This window comes from Nonomuraea sp. NPDC005650 (assembly GCF_040605375.1).
GTDB lineage: Bacteria > Actinomycetota > Actinomycetes > Streptosporangiales > Streptosporangiaceae > Nonomuraea.
Map to the genome: position 1 here is coordinate 1 of NZ_JBEXCR010000069.1, position 14,774 is coordinate 14,774.

Here is a 14,774-nt window from a genome sequence, read left to right on the forward strand (position 1 = left end):
ACGGCGCCCCAGGCGGCGATGCGCAGGGTGGTCTGGTCCTGGTCGGTGAGGGTGATGGACATGGTGGTGTGCTCCTTTGATGCTGTTTTGGAAGGTGGTTGAACGGTTCTGTCTTGTTCAGGTGCCCGGCTGAACCGTTCATGGGCTCTACTGTCGCGGGTCGTTCTGATACGGGGCCGTTGCCGTACTGACGTGGCGGCTGACACGACAGCGCCGACGGGCGCGATCCGTTCAGGGCGGACGCGTTGCGGGGGTGGCTTGCGTCGGATTTGCCGGCCACCGATGAGTTCGGCGTCCGGGCCAGGTCTACCCCTGGAGAAGCGGACCGATCAGTGAGGGATCATGAGCGCAAACGCACTACCGCCCGTCGTCGACGCCGACACCTGGCAGCGTCAGCTCGAAGAGCTGCGTGCCCGGGAGAAGGCCGCGACCCGGGAACTCGACGCCATCGCCGCCCAGCGCCGCCGCCTGCCCATGGTGAAGATGCCGGACTACACCCTTGAGGGCGAGGACGGGCCGGTTCGGCTGGCGGACGTCTTCGAGGGCAAGAGGCAGCTGATCGTCTACAACCACATGTGGTTCCAGGACAAGGAGTGGCAGTGCCCGGGGTGTACGGGGTTCACCTCGCAGTTCACCCGGCTGGGGTTCCTGGGCGACTACGATGCCCGGTTCGTCATCGTCACCCAGGGTCCGATCGACGAGGCACTCGCCTACAAGCGGCGGGTCGGGAACAAGATGACCTGGTACTCCACCGCGAACAGCCCGTTCGGCACCGACGTCGGCGCACCGCCCGGCGGGCATTTCGCCGTCAACGTGTTCCTGCGGGATGGTGACACCGTGTATCGCACCTGGCACACCAACGGCCGGGGCACCGAGCAGCTCAGCCACTTCTTCGCGCTGATCGACCTGCTGCCGTACGGGCGGCAGGAGGAGTGGCAGGACTCGCCCGACGGCTGGCCGCAGGGGCCTGCCTACAGCCGGTGGGCCAGCTCCCAGGACATCGCCGCCCTGTACGGCTCGGACACCGCCTAGCGCCATGGCCGGGAGGCGCGATTCCGGCACGGCTCGTCGCGGGATGTCGGAATCCATCGCTCCAGGGGGCCGCTGCGCGTGCTTCTCCTCCCGGCGAGCCGGTGCCCGCGCTGCCTTGGAGCAGGGCTCGTACGCTGGTGGAAAGGAACGGATTCACCGTCCGCGGGGGCGCTGTCCGCGCTCGCGCTGCTGGGTCATCCGGCCGGTGCGGGCCTGTTCCAGCAGGTCATCATGCAGAGCATCCCGGCCGGGGTCCAGCCGTACGAGCCGCGGGAGGCGGCCGAGATCGGCCGACGGCTGCTGGACGTCCTCGACCTGCGCACCGAGGAGGCCGAGCGGTTGCGCGCCAAGGAGGCCGGGGGACTGCGCACCGAGGAGGCCGAGCAGCTGCGCGCAGAGGAGGCCGAGCTCCTGCGGACCGTGGCGGTGTCCCAGCTGCTGGCCGCCCAAGGGGAGCTCGCGCGGCGCATGGCCGCGCCGCTCACGATGACCCCGCCCTTCCAACTGGTCGCCGACGGCGGCGTGCCCGCCGACCTGCTCGCCGACGCCCCCGGCGACATGCCCGTGCTGATCGGCACCACACGCGACGAGGCCCGGTCGTTCTTCCCCGAGGCTCCGGCGGATGTGACCGACCGGTTCTTCGGTGCGGGCAGCCTGCGGCTGGCCCGGCAGGCCCGCCTGGCCTTCGCCTACCGGTTCGACTGGTCGCCGCCCGGCAGCGCGTTCGGCGCGTGCCACTGCATCGAGCTGCCGTTCGTGTTCGGTGATCTCGACGCCTGGCGCGCCGCGCCGATGCTGGCCGGCGCCGACCCCGCCGACCTCGGCCAACTGGTGGACGAGGTGCAGCACGCCTGGGCGGGCTTCGTGCACGCAGGGTCGCCCGGCTGGTCACCGTACCCGCACGTCAGGCACTTCACCTGAGCACGAATGCCCTGGCCGCATCGCGTCGGTGTCAGGCACCCGAGGGCTTCCCTGTTGACTTTGTCGCAAGCTATGACGCAGCATGTTGATACAAAGCTTGCGACAAAAGGAGGAAACATGGCGAACATTCGATCCGCGGGAAGCTGGCTGGCGCAGCACGGTCTCGGTGACGGCCCGCCGACGCCGTTGCTCGCCACGCGACTCGCCGCCCGGTCGCGGGCGCGGCTGCTCAGCAGTGTCCTGGTGGCGGTGCTGTTCGTGGCGGCCGCGCTGGCGCAGGTCTCCGGCCTGCGGGCCAAGTCCGAGTCCGGCGGGCCCGGGCCGGGCGGGTCGACGCCGGTGCTGGTCCTGGGCGCGTCGATCGTCGGGCTGTTACTCGCCCGTACGCTGCTCGACGCCTGGGTGCGGCGGGTCGACCGGCGGGCCGGGGCGGCGCTGGCGCGGCGAGTGGCCCATCCGGTGCAGCCCGGCTGGCGGGACCTGCTCGGACGGCCGTACGCCGCTTTGGCGGGCAGCACCTTCGCCGGTGCGCTCGCGCTGGGGGCGAGCGCACTGGCGGTCGGCGAGGGCACCACGCGGCAGGCGGCCGTCGTGCTGCTGGTCGCCGTGGTCGGGGTCGGCGCCGGCGCGGTGCTGCAACTGCGGGATCTGCTGGCCCGGCCCGTCGTGGCCGAGGACGAGGTCTCCCTGATGGCCGACGTCATCATGCGCATCGAGGACGCGCGGGAGAACAACGCGCCGTCGGTGCTGGGGGCGCTGCCGGTGGTGCTGGTGTTCGGGTTCGCGCCCGGCTGGTGGAACGCCGCCGCCCTCGGCGTCATGGTGCTGGGCCTGGCCGCGCACCTCGCCGCCCACGCCAGGACTCCGTGCGCGGCGGCCACGGCCCGGCACCTGGTGGATGCTTCGACGGACGTCCGATGATCGTCATCGACGCGGGCTCGCCGGTGCCGCCGTTCGAGCAGCTGCGGGCCCAGCTCGCCCGGCAGATCCGGGACCGTACGCTGGCCGTGGGCTCCCGGCTGCCGACCATCCGACGGCTCGCGGTCGACCTCGGCCTGGCCGTCAACACGGTCGGCCGGGCCTACCGGGAGCTGGAGGAGGCCGGGCTGATCGAGACCCGGGGGCGGGCGGGCTCGTTCGTGTCGGCGTCCGGCGAGGAGGCCCGCGAACGTGCCCACCAGGCCGCCGCCGAATACGCCGCCGTCGTGGCGAGCGTCGGCATCGACGAGAACGAGGCGCTCAGCATCGTTGAGGCGGCCCTGAGATCCGGCCTCACGGCGGCCCCCACCTCGCTCTGACCCGGCTGTGTCCCGGGACCGCCCGGCCCAGGCGGTCCCGGGACACGAGGAAACCGGGCTGTCTCACCCGCGAGCGTCCGGCAGGGGTTCGCGGACGAGGCGGCCCGGTCCCGCGAGGAGATGGACACCACCAGGAGGGGTCATGGCCGCCGATCCATTCCTCGTGTCGACAGGGATCAGGCGAACGTCACCGATCGGGCCCACACTCGTTGCGTCCGCCGCCAGGCCTGCCCACCGGCCACGTCGAGCAGCGGCTCCGTGCAGTGGTCGGACATCCACAGCGACGCCGTCCTGTCGGTCTGGTTGGAGACGGCGGGCGACGGGTCGGGCAGCTTGATGCATCTGCCGGAGGGCGGGTTGAACAGCCGGAGCGTGCGTCCGGGGCCGGTCTCGAAGAAGAACTCGCCCGTGGCCGCGTGGGCTGCCGGTGCGAGCAGGAACGTCAGGGAGAGCGTCGCGAGGGCGGAGACGGTCTTTCTCATGGTGTCCTTCACGAGTGGGTGAGCTCGATCTGCGTCACGCAGTCGGCGTCGGGGGTCAGGTCGGGGGTGTGCAGCACCTCGCGGGTGCCGATGAACGCGCTGGCCGCGAACCGCGCCAGGTCGGAGCAGCCGGCGGGCTCGAAGGCGGCGGTCGCGCCGGAGACGACGCGGCGCTGTCCGATCATGCGTACGGCGGGGTTGGAGCGCGTGACGAAGGCCACCCTGACCTCGTCGAGGCCGTAACCCGAGTGGTTGACCACCTCGATCCGGTACGGCCGGTCGGCCGCCACGGCGGGCGCGACGGGCAGCAGCGCGCTCGCGGTGGCCAGGAGGAGCGCGCCCGCGGCGCGTCTCATCGCGTGTTCCTGGTGACGCGGGCCGTCCGGTCGCCGATGGTGATGACGTCGTTGCAGCCGATCGGGTCGCCGTCGACGTCGCCGGTGGTGAAGAGCCGCTGGCCGCCGACGATGCCGCTGACCGCGTACTGCCTGACGTCGGAGCAGGCGCCGAGGTCGAACGAGACCACCGTGAACGGCGGGACGTTCGGCCGGCTCATCAGCTCGGGGGTGGGGTTGCTGAAGCGGCTGACGGCCAGGACGATCTCGTCGAACCCCTGGCTGGAGTAGTTCTGCACCTCCACCGTGTAGTTCTGGTCGGCCTTGGCCGCCGCTTGGGCGGGCAGCGGCGCCACCATGGCCAGCAGGGCCAGTGCGGTGACGCCGGCGCGGGCGTGGGTCAGGAATCTCATGGCCGTCTCCTCACCGGAATGCCTTCGGAACGGTCCAAAACTAAGGTGCCGCCCAGTGGCGCCCACATCCCTAAACCTGGGGATGGCGGCCTCCGCCGGCTCGACGACCAGATCTGTGGAACGGGTGTCCTTGTGGACATCCGGCGTTCGCCAAGAGACTGGCCACATGATGACGAATCGGTCCGACGAAGTGATCTTCGCCGTGTCCGACGGAGTGCTGCTGCTCGATGTGGCCGGCCCCGCTCAGGTCTTCAACGACGCCGGCGGCTACCGGGTGCGGCTGGCCTCGCCGGACGGGCAGCCCGTTCGCAGCGATGTCGGCATCTCGCTGAGCGTGGATCTCGCGCTGTCGGATCCGGACGTCGCCGTGGACACGCTCGTCGTGCCGGGCTATCCGCGGAAGTCGTCCGGGGTTCTCACGTCCGCGCTGGTCGGCAGGTTGCGGCAGCTGGCGCCGCGGGCCCGGCGGGTGGTCTCCGTCTGCACCGGCGCGTTCCTGCTCGCCGAGGCCGGTCTGCTCCACGGCCGGCGGGTCACGACGCATTGGGACGCCTGCGCCGAGTTCGCGGCGCGGTTCCCGGACGTGACGGTGGAGCCGAACGCCATCTACGTACGGGACGGCTCGATCGTCACCTCGGCGGGCGTCACCGCCGGGATCGACCTCGCGCTGGCGCTCGTCGGGGAGGACCACGGCGAGAACCGGGCCCGTGAGGTGGCCAAGCACCTCGTGGTGTTCCTGCAACGCCCCGGTGGCCAGCGCCAGTTCGGCATCCCGGGCGCCACGCCCGCGCCCCGCAACCCGACCGTCCGCCGCGCCCTCGACCTGGTGGCCGCGGACCTGTCCGCGGACCATCGCCTCACTACGATGGCCGCCAACCTCGCCATCAGCGAACGTCACCTGACCCGCCTGTTCCGGCGCGAGCTGGGGTCGACGCCGGCCCAGTTCGTGGAGCGGCTCCGGGTCGAGGCGGCGCAGGCACGGCTGGAGTCCGGGGACGCCGTCGTGCCGGAGATCGCCAGGGCGTGCGGTTTCGGCTCGCAGGAGACCATGCGCCAAGCGTTCCTGCGGGTGCTCGGTGTCGCACCGTCGGCCTACCGGCACCGGTTCCGGCTGTCCGGATACCGGAGCGCACCGGATCCGCGAACCTGAGCGCCGCGCCGCCGGGTCAGTACATCTTCGTGGTCGTGCGCTGGACGACGGAGGGCGTCAGGCGGACGCGGTTGGCCGTGACCCGGTGGCCGCGGGTGTCGGTGACCCGCACGGCGAAGGGGCCCTTGCCCGCGCCGGACTCGGCGATCCAGTAGTTGTAGTCGGCCCGGGCCAGCTTGCGCCACGTGCCGCCGGCGGACTTGACCTCGACCGAGGCGAGCGGGTTGCCGTGGTCGACGACCAGCAGGGCCAGCCACCACTGCGACGACCCCTCCTTGACGCGGAAGGAGAGCGGCTTGCCGATCCGCGGGTTGGCCGCACGGCTGTAGCTGACGCCCACCATGCCCTTGCCGGGGTCCGCGACGCGGGCGAACGCCTTACGGCTCAGGTCGATGTGCCCGGCGGCGCACTCCGGGCACTGGTCGACGACCTTGACCTGGACGGAGCCCTTCGGCCCGGTGACGGTCAGGTACCCGCCGCAGGCGGCGGCGGCGCGGTACTCGGCGCGGGACAGCGCGACGTAGAGGCCGCCGGCGGGAGGGGACGGATACGAACAGTTGCCGCCCCCGGACTGGAGCTCGTAGAAGGTCGCCTTACCGCTGGTCGCCTTCGCCGACGCGCGGGTTTTCCCGGTGCCCTCCCCGCTCCGGGCCATGGCGGAAGCCGGGAGGAGCGAGGTCGCGGCGAGCGCGGCGGCGAGAACGATGGGTAAGCGTCGCATCCAGGTCTTCCTCTCGTCGGTGACGGGTGTGACAGTAGCGAAATCGGTATATCTCGGTACGGTAAAGCTTCAGATCCGGTCCAGGTAGTCGCCGGAGTCCGTCGGGTAGGAGTCCGGCACCTCGGGGTTGAAACCGAGGAAGTACGTGACGCCGCCGGTGCGTACGGGCCTGCTGGCGGGCAGCGGCGCGGGCAGCCGGTCCGGCAGCGGAAGCCGGGACCAGTCGACGTGGATCACTCCGTCCGGCGAGCGGCGCAGCGCGGGGAAGACCTCGTGCTCGGCGACCTTCTCCCCGGGAGCGTGGATCTCCAGCGAGAGACGGTCGTCCTGGGGGAGCTCGTCTTCCCAGTCCGCGTTCGCCACGCCCCACCACATGTCGGCGATCAGGCCGTCGGCGACCGTCCGGACGTCCGCCGGGTCGGTGAGCAGCCACGACCACGTCTCCATGTCGCCGTTGTTGGAGATGAGCGCCTCCAACCGCAGCAGGAAGAAGCCATGCGTGTGACGGCACCGGATCTCCGGGACCGGGCCCGGCTCGGGCTCTCCCAGCGCCGCGACGCGGGTCGCGGCGCCCTCGTCCCACGGGTCCAGCCTGAGCGCTTCGAGGTAGGCGGCGACAGCGCCGGTCCGGTCGCCGAGGTGTTCCAGGGTCATGGCCAGGGAGAACGCCGCGAGATTGTCCTGCGGGTCGAGTTCGAGTGCTCGCCGCGCCGCCCGTACGGCGTCGTCGGCGACGGCCCGGCCGGCCGTGTCGCTCTCCGCCAGGCCGGGGAACGGCTCCTGGTTGTCCCACCACCACGACTGGTTGAGCTCGCCCCAGGTGTAGGCGCGCAGCCGCGCCTCCGCCCAGAGCGCGAGCCCGGTCGCGGACGCGTCCGGCGCGAGGCCCTCATAGGCCCGCAGGACCTCGGCGGACGACTCCGCCAGGGTTTCCATCGTGACCGTCTCCGCCGTCTCGACCTGGTCCCGGAGGAGACGACCGGCCTGTCTTCGCGGTACGTCGTCGTCAAGTGCCATGCGGAGAGACTACGGGCGGGGGCTCGCCGTCATGATTCTTTGCGGCTTGATATGTCTAGGAAATAGCCGGTTATTGCCCTGGATGTTCCGATACTGGCAATCGAGACCCGAAAGGGCTGGCGGTGGCGGGCGGCTGAGGTGAATCGGCTGACGCCAGGTGGCCGCGGATGCTCTCGGTGTCGACCCCTGTCTCCTCGGTCCAGTCGATGCCGAGGGCGGTCAGGATGGTCAGGGCTTCGGTCCAGTGGCGGTGGGCGTGGTCGGGTTCGCCGAGCGCGGCGTGGGCGTGCGCGAGACCGTCGTGGGCACGGGCCTGGTCGCTCGGCTGGCGCAGCTCCGAGGCCAGGTCCAGTGCCTGACGGTGGCAGTCGAGCGCCTGATCGGCGTGGCCGCGGGCATGCCGCAGCCGGCCCATGCCGTGCAGGGACTCGAACTGCCAGTTGCTGTTGCCGATCTCGCGCGCCAGGCGGAGGGCCTGCTCGTAGCAGTCGTGCGCCTCCGCGTACCGGCCCTGGAGGCGGTGCAGGTGGCCGAGGCCGTTGAGGCTGTCGAGCTCGCCGAGCCGGTGCCCGGTGGCGCGGGCCAGGCCCAGCGCCCGCGTGAAGTAGTCGGTGGCCGGCTCGCGCGCGCCCTGCCCGAGGTGGATGAAGCCGATGCCGAGCAGCGCCCGCAACTCGCCGGTGCGGTGGCCGATCGAGCGGGCGATGACCAGGGCCCGCGCCAGCTCGTCGGAGCTCTCCTCGTACCACCCCATGATTCGGTGAACGTTGCCGGCGGCGATCAACGCGTCCAGTTCGCCCGTACGGTGACCGATCGCCTGGGCGATCTCCAGCGCCTGCGCGAAGTGGTCGGAGGCCCGCGCGTATTCTCCCTGGAACCCGCGGACCATGCCGATGCCGTTCAACGCGCGCAGCTCGCCCGCTCGATGACCGATCGCGCAGGCGATGGCCAGGGCGCGGGAGCAGTCCTCCAGAGCTGTCTCATAGCGGCATTGCATCTGGCGGATCTCGCCGAGCCCGAGGAGCGCCTCCAGCTCGCCCGTACGGTATTCGGCGGCCCGGGCCGCCGACAGCGCCCGTTCCAGGAGCGTCTCGGCCTCGGCATAGCGGCCGCGCGTGCGCAGGCACCGGTGCAGGGTGGCCGACAGGTGCCGGACGTGCTCGGAGAACCCGCGTTCGGCGGCCAGCTGCGCGAGGCTGAGCAGGTTGGACAGCTCGGCCTCCAGCCAGGCGGCGGCGTCGGCCACCGCCGGCGTGGACGTCTGGTCCGGCGCGAGCCGCGGCCGCATGTCCGCCTCGTAGGGATAGAGGAGGTCCATCGCCGCCGACGCGGCGCGGTTGTAGTGGTCCAGCAGCCGCGCCAGCGCGGCATGCCGGGCGGCCCGGGGCTCTTCGGCGGCCGCCCGCTCGGCGGCATGTGTCCTGATCAGGTCGTGGAAGCGGAACCGGCCGGGGACCGGCTCCTGCAGCAGGTGGGCCTCCAGCAGGCGATCCAGCAGCGTCGAGGCCTGCTTGACGGTGCCGGCCAGCAGCGCCGCGGCCGCGTCGGGCGCGAGGTCCATGCCTGGGTGCAGGCTCAGCAGCCGGTACGCGCGCCGCTCGGCGGTGGTGAGCTCCTTGTAGGACAGGTCGAGGGCGGCGGTGACGCTGTGCTGCCCGGCCCGCAGCTCGCTCAGCAGGTGCTGGTGCTCCTCCAGCCGCCGCAACAGGTCAAGCACGCTCCAGGCCGGATGGGCCTTCAGCCGGGCCGCGGCCAGGCGGATGGCCAGCGGCAGCAGCCCGCACCGCCGTACGACCTCGGCCAGCGTCTCGCGCGGCACGCCCGCGGCCCGCTCCGCGCCGGCGGTGCCGGTGAACAGCGCGATCGCGTCCGCGAGCGGCAGCACGTCGACCGACACCGTACGGGCGTCGTCCAGCCCGACCAGCCGCCGCCGGCTCGTCACCAGCACCAGGCAGCCGCCCGCGCCCGGCAGCAGCGGCCGCACCTGCGTCTCGTCGGCGGCGTTGTCCAAGACGATCAGCATCTTCCGGTCGGCCAGCACGCTGCGATAGAGCGCGGCCCGGTCGTCGAGGTGCTGCGGGATCGACTCGCCGGGCACGCCCAGCACCTCCAGCACGCGGGCGAGCGCGTCGGCCGGATCCGCCGGGGCCATGCCCTGCGTGTAGCCGTGCAGGTCGACGAACAGATCGCCGTCGGGAAAACGCGGAGCCAGCTGGTAGGCGGCATGCACGGCCAGCGCGGTCTTGCCCACCCCCGCCATGCCGTCGATGGCGGTGACCACCACCATGGCCGCGTCGCCGACGTCGTCGAGCGCGGCCAGCTCCTCGGCCCGGCCGACGAACGCCGCCGCGTCGCTGGGCAACTGCCGCGGCGTCGGCCGCACCGGGCCGGGGCTCTCCTGCGGCCCGTTCGCGGCGCGCGTCAGAGCGGACAGCTCCGCCGCGTCCAGGCCCAGCGCCTCGGCCAGCAGCCGCACCGACGCGCTGCGCGGCCGCCGCAGCTCGTCCGCCTCCAACCGGCGCACCGTACGGACGTTGAGCCCCGCCCGCGCCGCCACCTGTTCCTGCGTGAGCAGCGCCCGCTCACGCCAGCCTCGTAACAGCGCGCCCAGACCGGGCTCCCCTATCGGACGGCGCGCCTCGGCACCGTCGCGTACTCCTGACGGCATGAACCCATCTCCCCGTGGTCAGCTGTCCGGATCAAGAACGAGCCTATGTCATTCCGCGTCGAGCCGCTGGTCCAGACGGGGTCGCTATAGCAGGTTGTCACGCGCGTAGGCGGCGGCCTCCGTGCGGTTGCGGACGCCGATCTTGGCGAAGGCGTTGTTGATGTGCGTCTTCACGGTCGTCTCCGCGATGAAGAGCGCCGAGCCGATCTCCGCGTTGCTCAGCCCCCCGGCGACGAGCCGCAGCACCTCGACCTCCCGTACGGTCAGCCCGTCGGGACAGGACGAGACCGGCGGCGGCGCGGCGCGGGACAGCGCCTCGACCAACCGGCGGGACACCGCGGCCGAGAACGTCGACTGCCCGGCGGCGGCCGAGCGGAGGGCGGCGGCGATCTCCGCGCGGCCCGCGTCCTTGGTGAGGTAGCCGCAGGCCCCGGCCAGCAGGGCGGAGTCCACGGACCGGTCGTCGTCGTAGGTCGTCAGCACCACGACGGCCACCTCCGGGTGCGCGCGGGCGATGCGCCGCGTGGCCTCGACGCCGTCCAGCACGGGCATGCGCAGGTCCATGAGCACGACGTCGGGGCGCAGCTCGGCCACCAGGCGCAGGGCCTGCTCGCCGTCCCCGGCGTCGCCCACGACCTCCACGTCGTCGACCAGGTCCAGCAGCGCCACCAGTCCCTCGCGCATGAGCTGCTGGTCGTCCACGACCAGGACCTTCATTCCGGCACCTCCGCCCGTACCTCCCACAGGTCGTCCGACGGTCCGGCGCTCAGCGTCCCGCCCGCGAGCGCCAGCCGCTCGCGCATGCCCTGCAGACCGTGCTCCGAGGACGGCGGCGCGCCTCCGGCCGCGTACGCGTTTCGCACCACCAGCCGGACGGCGCCCTCACCGTAGCCGAGCTCGACCGCGACCGGCTCGCCCGGGGCGTGCTTGGCGGCGTTGGTCAGCGCCTCACGGGCCGTTCGCAGCAGGCAGACCTCCGCCGCCGGGGTGATCGGCCGCCGCGTGCCGGTCGTACGCAGCTCGGCGGGCACGTCGTGGTCCCTGCGATGCTCGGTGACCAGCAGGCTCAACGCGTCGGGCAGCGGCGGCACGTCCTCGCGCAGGGCCGCCACCGCCGAGCGCGCCTCGACCAGCCCTTCCTGGCCAGCGCCCGCGCCCTGCGGACGCGCGCCACCGCTCCCTCCACGTCGCCCCGCTCGGTGAGCATGGCCTCGGCGACCTCCAGCTGCACCCCGAGGGCGCCGAGGGAGTGCGCGAGCACGTCGTGGAGCTCCCTGGCGATGCGGGTCCGCTCGTCGAGCGCCATGGCCCTGGCCCGGTCGTGCTGGGCCCGCCGGTACTGGCGCCGGTGCAACGCGAAGAGCACGGTGCACATCACGACCGCCCCGCGGACCACGATCGCCGATCGCGGCTGCCCCCACCACAGCAGGCTGCCGGCCATGAGCGCCAGATCGGCCACGGTGACCGCGACGATCGCTCCCATGCTCGGCGTCGTGTGCGCCGCGAACAGCAGCAGCATCGCGAACACGAACACCGTGGGCCCCGCGTCGGCCGACCCCGACACCGACGCCGCGACCGCCGAACCCGCCGCCAGCAGGCTCACGGCCAGACGCGGGAAGCGGCTGTCGAGCAGGACGAAGGCCAGCCAGCACGCCATCGACCCGCCGAGCGCGGACCACAGCAGCACGGGGAAGCGATCGGGCTCGGCGGCCACCAGCGACCACGCGAGGACCAGGCTCATCAGCAGCCTGACCAGGCGCCCCGTCTCCGGGTCGTCGGCCGCCAGCAGCCGGACGACCCGCCCCCACACCTCGCGCATCGCCTAGCGCGAGTCCTTCAAGGTCAGAATCATGTCCACCAAGATAAGCCGGAAGGCCACGAAGCCGGCCACCACCAGCAGCGCCACGACCACGATCGCGAGCAGGAACTTGCCGTTCATCTTTCCCCCGTTGGCGTCCAGGAGCCGGTGCAGCAGGTCGAGCCAGAGGCTGCCCGGGCGTCCAGAGTGCTTGTCCATGCCTGGGACGGTAGGGACGGGGCGGGGTGGAGCGGCACCTCCGAAGGGTGGAGCGCGGGGTGGAGGCGATGCCGGGTCGAGCTTCCCTCAGGCGGTCGCCGGGGTGAGCCCGCGCGACGGGGTGAGCCGGTTGCGGACCCACGAGGCGCCGGCCGCGCCCGGCCAGAGCCGGGTCGCCAGGTTGCGCGCGGCGATCCCGGCGCGCGTGGCGGGGACCATCATGGCCGCGGCCGTCCCGACGTTCCCCTGGCGGGGGTCCACCAGGACGCGGTGCCTGGCCTCGTACCGCGCGAAGGCCGAGTACGGGTCGGCGGGGGTGGCGGCCAGCTCCTCGGCGAGGGTGTAGGCGCCGGCCATGGCCAGGGTGGAGCCGTCGCCGAACAGCGACACCGACGAGGCGGCGTCGCCCAGCAGCGCGACGCGCCCCTTGGCCCAGGAGTCGAGCCGCACCTGGCTGACCGAGTCGAACCAGAGGTCGTCGGCGGCGCGGGCCTGCTCCAGCAGCTCGGGCACGCGCCATCCGTCGCCGGCGTAGGCGTCGGTCAGGATCCGCTTGTGCTGCGCGAGGTCGCGGTGGTTGAAGCCGCGCACCTCCGGGCGGCGGAAGATGAAGGCCGCCACGGCGCGGCCGTGGACGGGGTGGACGGAGGTCAGCCGGCCGGGGGCGTTGTGCAGCACGACGTCCTGCCGGTTGTCGGCCGGGCCGTCGAGCCGCATCGTCGCGACGTAGAGGCCCATGTGCCGGACGAACTCCGACTCGGGCCCGAAGGCCAGCCGCCGGGTCGTCGAGTGGAGCCCGTCGGCTCCGATGACGAGGTCGAACCGGCGCGGTGCGGCCTTCTCGAAGGTGACCTCCACGCCGTCGCCGTCCTGGCTCAGCGCGGTCATCGTGTCGCCGAACAGCACCTCGGCCGAGTCGCGGCTCGCCTCGTACAGGATCGAGGCCAGGTCCGTACGCGTCACCTCCACCTCCCGGCTGCCGGACGCCCGCCGCATCGCCCGCAGGTCGACCCGCCCGACCTGGCGGCCGGAGGCGTTGACGAAGCTCAGCGCCGTCACCTGCGTGGCCACCTGGCGCAGCCGCGGCATCACGCCCATGCGGTCGGCCACCGCCACGGCGGGGCCGCGGACGTCCACGGGGTTGCCGCTGGAGCGCAGGCCGGCGGCGCGTTCGACGACGGTGGGCCGGAAGCCGTGCCGCGCCAGCCAGTACGCCAGCGTGGTGCCGCCGATGCCGGCTCCGGAGATCAGGACGGTCTTGGTGCTCATGGCTCACTCTCCTCGGGTTCGGTGACGTGACCATATGACGCGATTCGAAAGTTAGTCAATCGACAGTTATTGAGTTGACCAAATTTCGCATTTGGTCATATGGTCTCGGTGTGAGCGCCGAACGACTCCGGGACCCGCGGCAGCGGGCCGAACGGGCCGCCCGGATCCTCGACGTGGCGGCCGACCTGCTGCTGCGCCACGGCTACCGGCGGGTGACCATCGACGACGTGGCCGCCGGGGCCGGCATCGGCAAGGGGACCGTCTACCTGCACTGGAAGACCCGCGAGCTGCTGTTCGGCGCGGTCTTCGCGCGTGAGGTGCTGCGGGCGATGGACGAGCTGCGGCGGGCGCTGCGGGAGGATCCGCGGGCCTGCCTGCTGCACCGCTTCGCGCGTACCTACTTCCTGGCCATCGCGGACCGGCCGCTGCTGCACCGCTTCCTCCTGGACGACCCCGATCTGGTCGGCAAGCTGGCCGGTTCCCCCGACCCCGGCCGTGACGAGCGGCACGGCGCCATGGCCCGCGACTATCTGGGGCTGCTCGCCGGGCACGGCCTGCTGCGCGACGACATGGAGGTCGATGAGCTCGGTTACGCCTATCAGGCGACGTTCGAGGGGTTCCTGCGGGCCGCGGGCGCCTCGGACGGGCGGGAGCGGCAGGCGGATCTGCTCGCGCGTACCGTCCGGCGGGCGTTCGAGAGCGAGCCGGCTGTTTCCGACGCCACGCTGAAGGACGTCGCCGCGGCCGTGGTCACCTTGCTCGGCGACCTGATCGACGCCGACCGCGCCGAGTCCGGGATCCCCGAGGGTCAGACCGAGAGCTGAGCCGGACGCGGCCTGGTTTCCACCCGGGCTGACAGCGGCGGTCTCAGGACGTCAGAACCCGATCGAGTGCCATCCGGCCCGCACGTCCCCATGTGCGCTGGCCGCCGGGGAGGCCCCGTTCCCAGGCCTGGCCGATGCCGATGAGGGAGACGCCGCGCAGGACGGCCCACCCTCGCGCGCGCCGGATTGGCGGGCGCGTCGGTGGGCGCGGGCAGGTGGAGCGCCCTCAGGAAGCCCGCCAGGCTGTCGGCCGCGCGGTGGCCGCGGCTGATCGCGGCCCGGTCGCCCGGCTCGCCGTGAACCCAGGTCGCGACGGTCCACGGCCACGGGAAGCTGCTGGACGGCTCGCCCGTCCGCACGGGGGCCGGCACGGGGAGGGGAAGGCGCGGGGCCAGGGCGGGCAGCCACCGCTGCTCGTTGCGGAGACCGGGCGAGGCGCCGGCCCTGCGCGGCAGGCGTACGGCCAGCTCGTCGCCGAGCCGCCACAGTTCGTTGGCCCAGCCGGTGACCGCTCGGCGGAGGTCCAGCTCCGCGAGGTCCGGATGCTGCTCGCGCAGGAGGGACCGCACCAACCTCTCGTCGCCCGGCGGGGCATCACTGACAGTAGGTGTCACGGGAGGTCCTTAG

The 14,774-nt window shown here is 72.5% G+C and carries 18 protein-coding genes; 6 read left to right on the top strand and 12 right to left on the bottom strand.

The genetic code is table 11. The features are described from left to right. The first annotated feature begins 342 nt into the window (after positions 1-342). From ABZS69_RS61450 to ABZS69_RS61465, 4 genes are all read left to right on the top strand, one after another. Positions 343-1,032, top strand: coding sequence for a DUF899 family protein (locus ABZS69_RS61450; protein WP_355392518.1), 690 nt, complete (start codon positions 343-345; stop codon positions 1,030-1,032). Between the two features lie 78 nt (positions 1,033-1,110). After that, a complete protein-coding gene (locus ABZS69_RS61455; RefSeq protein ID WP_355392521.1) occupies positions 1,111-1,953 on the top strand; it encodes a hypothetical protein in 843 nt (280 codons plus the stop codon). Positions 1,954-2,070: 117 nt separating this feature from the next. Further along, the gene (locus ABZS69_RS61460; RefSeq protein ID WP_355392524.1) at positions 2,071-2,874 is read left to right on the top strand and encodes a hypothetical protein; all 804 of its coding nucleotides are present in this window, start codon (positions 2,071-2,073) and stop codon (positions 2,872-2,874) included. Continuing rightward, a complete protein-coding gene (locus ABZS69_RS61465) occupies positions 2,871-3,251 on the top strand; it encodes a GntR family transcriptional regulator (protein ID WP_355392526.1) in 381 nt (126 codons plus the stop codon). Before ABZS69_RS61460 ends, ABZS69_RS61465 begins: the two co-directional genes overlap by 4 nt. Positions 3,252-3,427: 176 nt before the next feature. On the opposite strand, the gene ABZS69_RS61470 is transcribed toward ABZS69_RS61465, so the two are convergent. From ABZS69_RS61470 to ABZS69_RS61480, 3 genes are read right to left on the bottom strand one after another with little or no spacing between them, the layout of a single operon-like run. Further along, positions 3,428-3,733 (bottom strand): hypothetical protein, encoded by a 306-nt coding sequence (locus tag ABZS69_RS61470; protein ID WP_355392529.1) that lies wholly within the window; start codon positions 3,731-3,733, stop codon positions 3,428-3,430. Between the two features lie 8 nt (positions 3,734-3,741). After that, positions 3,742-4,089, bottom strand: a complete 348-nt coding sequence (locus ABZS69_RS61475; RefSeq protein ID WP_355392532.1) for a hypothetical protein — start codon at positions 4,087-4,089, stop codon at positions 3,742-3,744. Continuing rightward, positions 4,086-4,481, bottom strand: coding sequence for a hypothetical protein (locus ABZS69_RS61480; protein ID WP_355392535.1), 396 nt, complete (start codon positions 4,479-4,481; stop codon positions 4,086-4,088). Before ABZS69_RS61480 ends, ABZS69_RS61475 begins: the two co-directional genes overlap by 4 nt. A 166-nt stretch (positions 4,482-4,647) precedes the next feature. Here ABZS69_RS61480 and ABZS69_RS61485 point away from each other — a divergent pair, with 166 nt between their 5' ends. Then, positions 4,648-5,631 (top strand): GlxA family transcriptional regulator, encoded by a 984-nt coding sequence (locus tag ABZS69_RS61485; protein ID WP_355392538.1) that lies wholly within the window; start codon positions 4,648-4,650, stop codon positions 5,629-5,631. A 16-nt stretch (positions 5,632-5,647) separates the two neighbouring features. Here ABZS69_RS61485 and ABZS69_RS61490 read toward each other — a convergent pair whose 3' ends face one another. The 8 genes from ABZS69_RS61490 to ABZS69_RS61525 form a co-directional block, all read right to left on the bottom strand. Continuing rightward, positions 5,648-6,352, bottom strand: a complete 705-nt coding sequence (locus tag ABZS69_RS61490; RefSeq protein ID WP_355392541.1) for an expansin EXLX1 family cellulose-binding protein — start codon at positions 6,350-6,352, stop codon at positions 5,648-5,650. Between the two features lie 69 nt (positions 6,353-6,421). Continuing rightward, on the bottom strand, positions 6,422-7,369 hold the full coding sequence (locus tag ABZS69_RS61495) for a hypothetical protein (RefSeq protein ID WP_355392544.1): 948 nt from the start codon (positions 7,367-7,369) through the stop codon (positions 6,422-6,424). Positions 7,370-7,439: 70 nt separating this feature from the next. After that, complete coding sequence (locus ABZS69_RS61500) at positions 7,440-10,037, bottom strand: tetratricopeptide repeat protein (RefSeq protein WP_355392546.1); 2,598 nt, start codon at positions 10,035-10,037, stop codon at positions 7,440-7,442. A gap of 84 nt (positions 10,038-10,121) precedes the next feature. Next, entirely contained in the window at positions 10,122-10,754 is a 633-nt protein-coding gene (locus ABZS69_RS61505; RefSeq protein ID WP_355392549.1) for a response regulator transcription factor, read from the bottom strand. Beyond that, complete coding sequence (locus ABZS69_RS61510; RefSeq protein WP_355392552.1) at positions 10,751-11,149, bottom strand: hypothetical protein; 399 nt, start codon at positions 11,147-11,149, stop codon at positions 10,751-10,753. Before ABZS69_RS61510 ends, ABZS69_RS61505 begins: the two co-directional genes overlap by 4 nt. Next, a complete protein-coding gene (locus tag ABZS69_RS61515; protein ID WP_355392555.1) occupies positions 11,104-11,856 on the bottom strand; it encodes a histidine kinase dimerization/phosphoacceptor domain-containing protein in 753 nt (250 codons plus the stop codon). The genes ABZS69_RS61510 and ABZS69_RS61515 overlap by 46 nt, the downstream gene beginning before the upstream one ends. Positions 11,857-11,859: 3 nt before the next feature. Further along, positions 11,860-12,054 carry a hypothetical protein gene (locus ABZS69_RS61520; RefSeq protein WP_355392558.1) on the bottom strand — a complete coding sequence of 65 codons (195 nt, stop codon included), beginning with the start codon at positions 12,052-12,054 and terminating at the stop codon, positions 11,860-11,862. Positions 12,055-12,141: 87 nt separating this feature from the next. Then, the gene (locus tag ABZS69_RS61525) at positions 12,142-13,323 is read right to left on the bottom strand and encodes an FAD-dependent monooxygenase (protein WP_355392561.1); all 1,182 of its coding nucleotides are present in this window, start codon (positions 13,321-13,323) and stop codon (positions 12,142-12,144) included. Positions 13,324-13,433: 110 nt separating this feature from the next. On the opposite strand from ABZS69_RS61525, the gene ABZS69_RS61530 reads away from it, so the two are divergent. Then, positions 13,434-14,147 (top strand): helix-turn-helix domain-containing protein, encoded by a 714-nt coding sequence (locus ABZS69_RS61530; protein WP_355392564.1) that lies wholly within the window; start codon positions 13,434-13,436, stop codon positions 14,145-14,147. Here ABZS69_RS61530 and ABZS69_RS61535 read toward each other — a convergent pair. Continuing rightward, the gene (locus tag ABZS69_RS61535; protein WP_355392567.1) at positions 14,132-14,761 is read right to left on the bottom strand and encodes a phosphotransferase; all 630 of its coding nucleotides are present in this window, start codon (positions 14,759-14,761) and stop codon (positions 14,132-14,134) included. The genes ABZS69_RS61530 and ABZS69_RS61535 overlap by 16 nt on opposite strands. Positions 14,762-14,774: the final 13 nt, after the last annotated feature.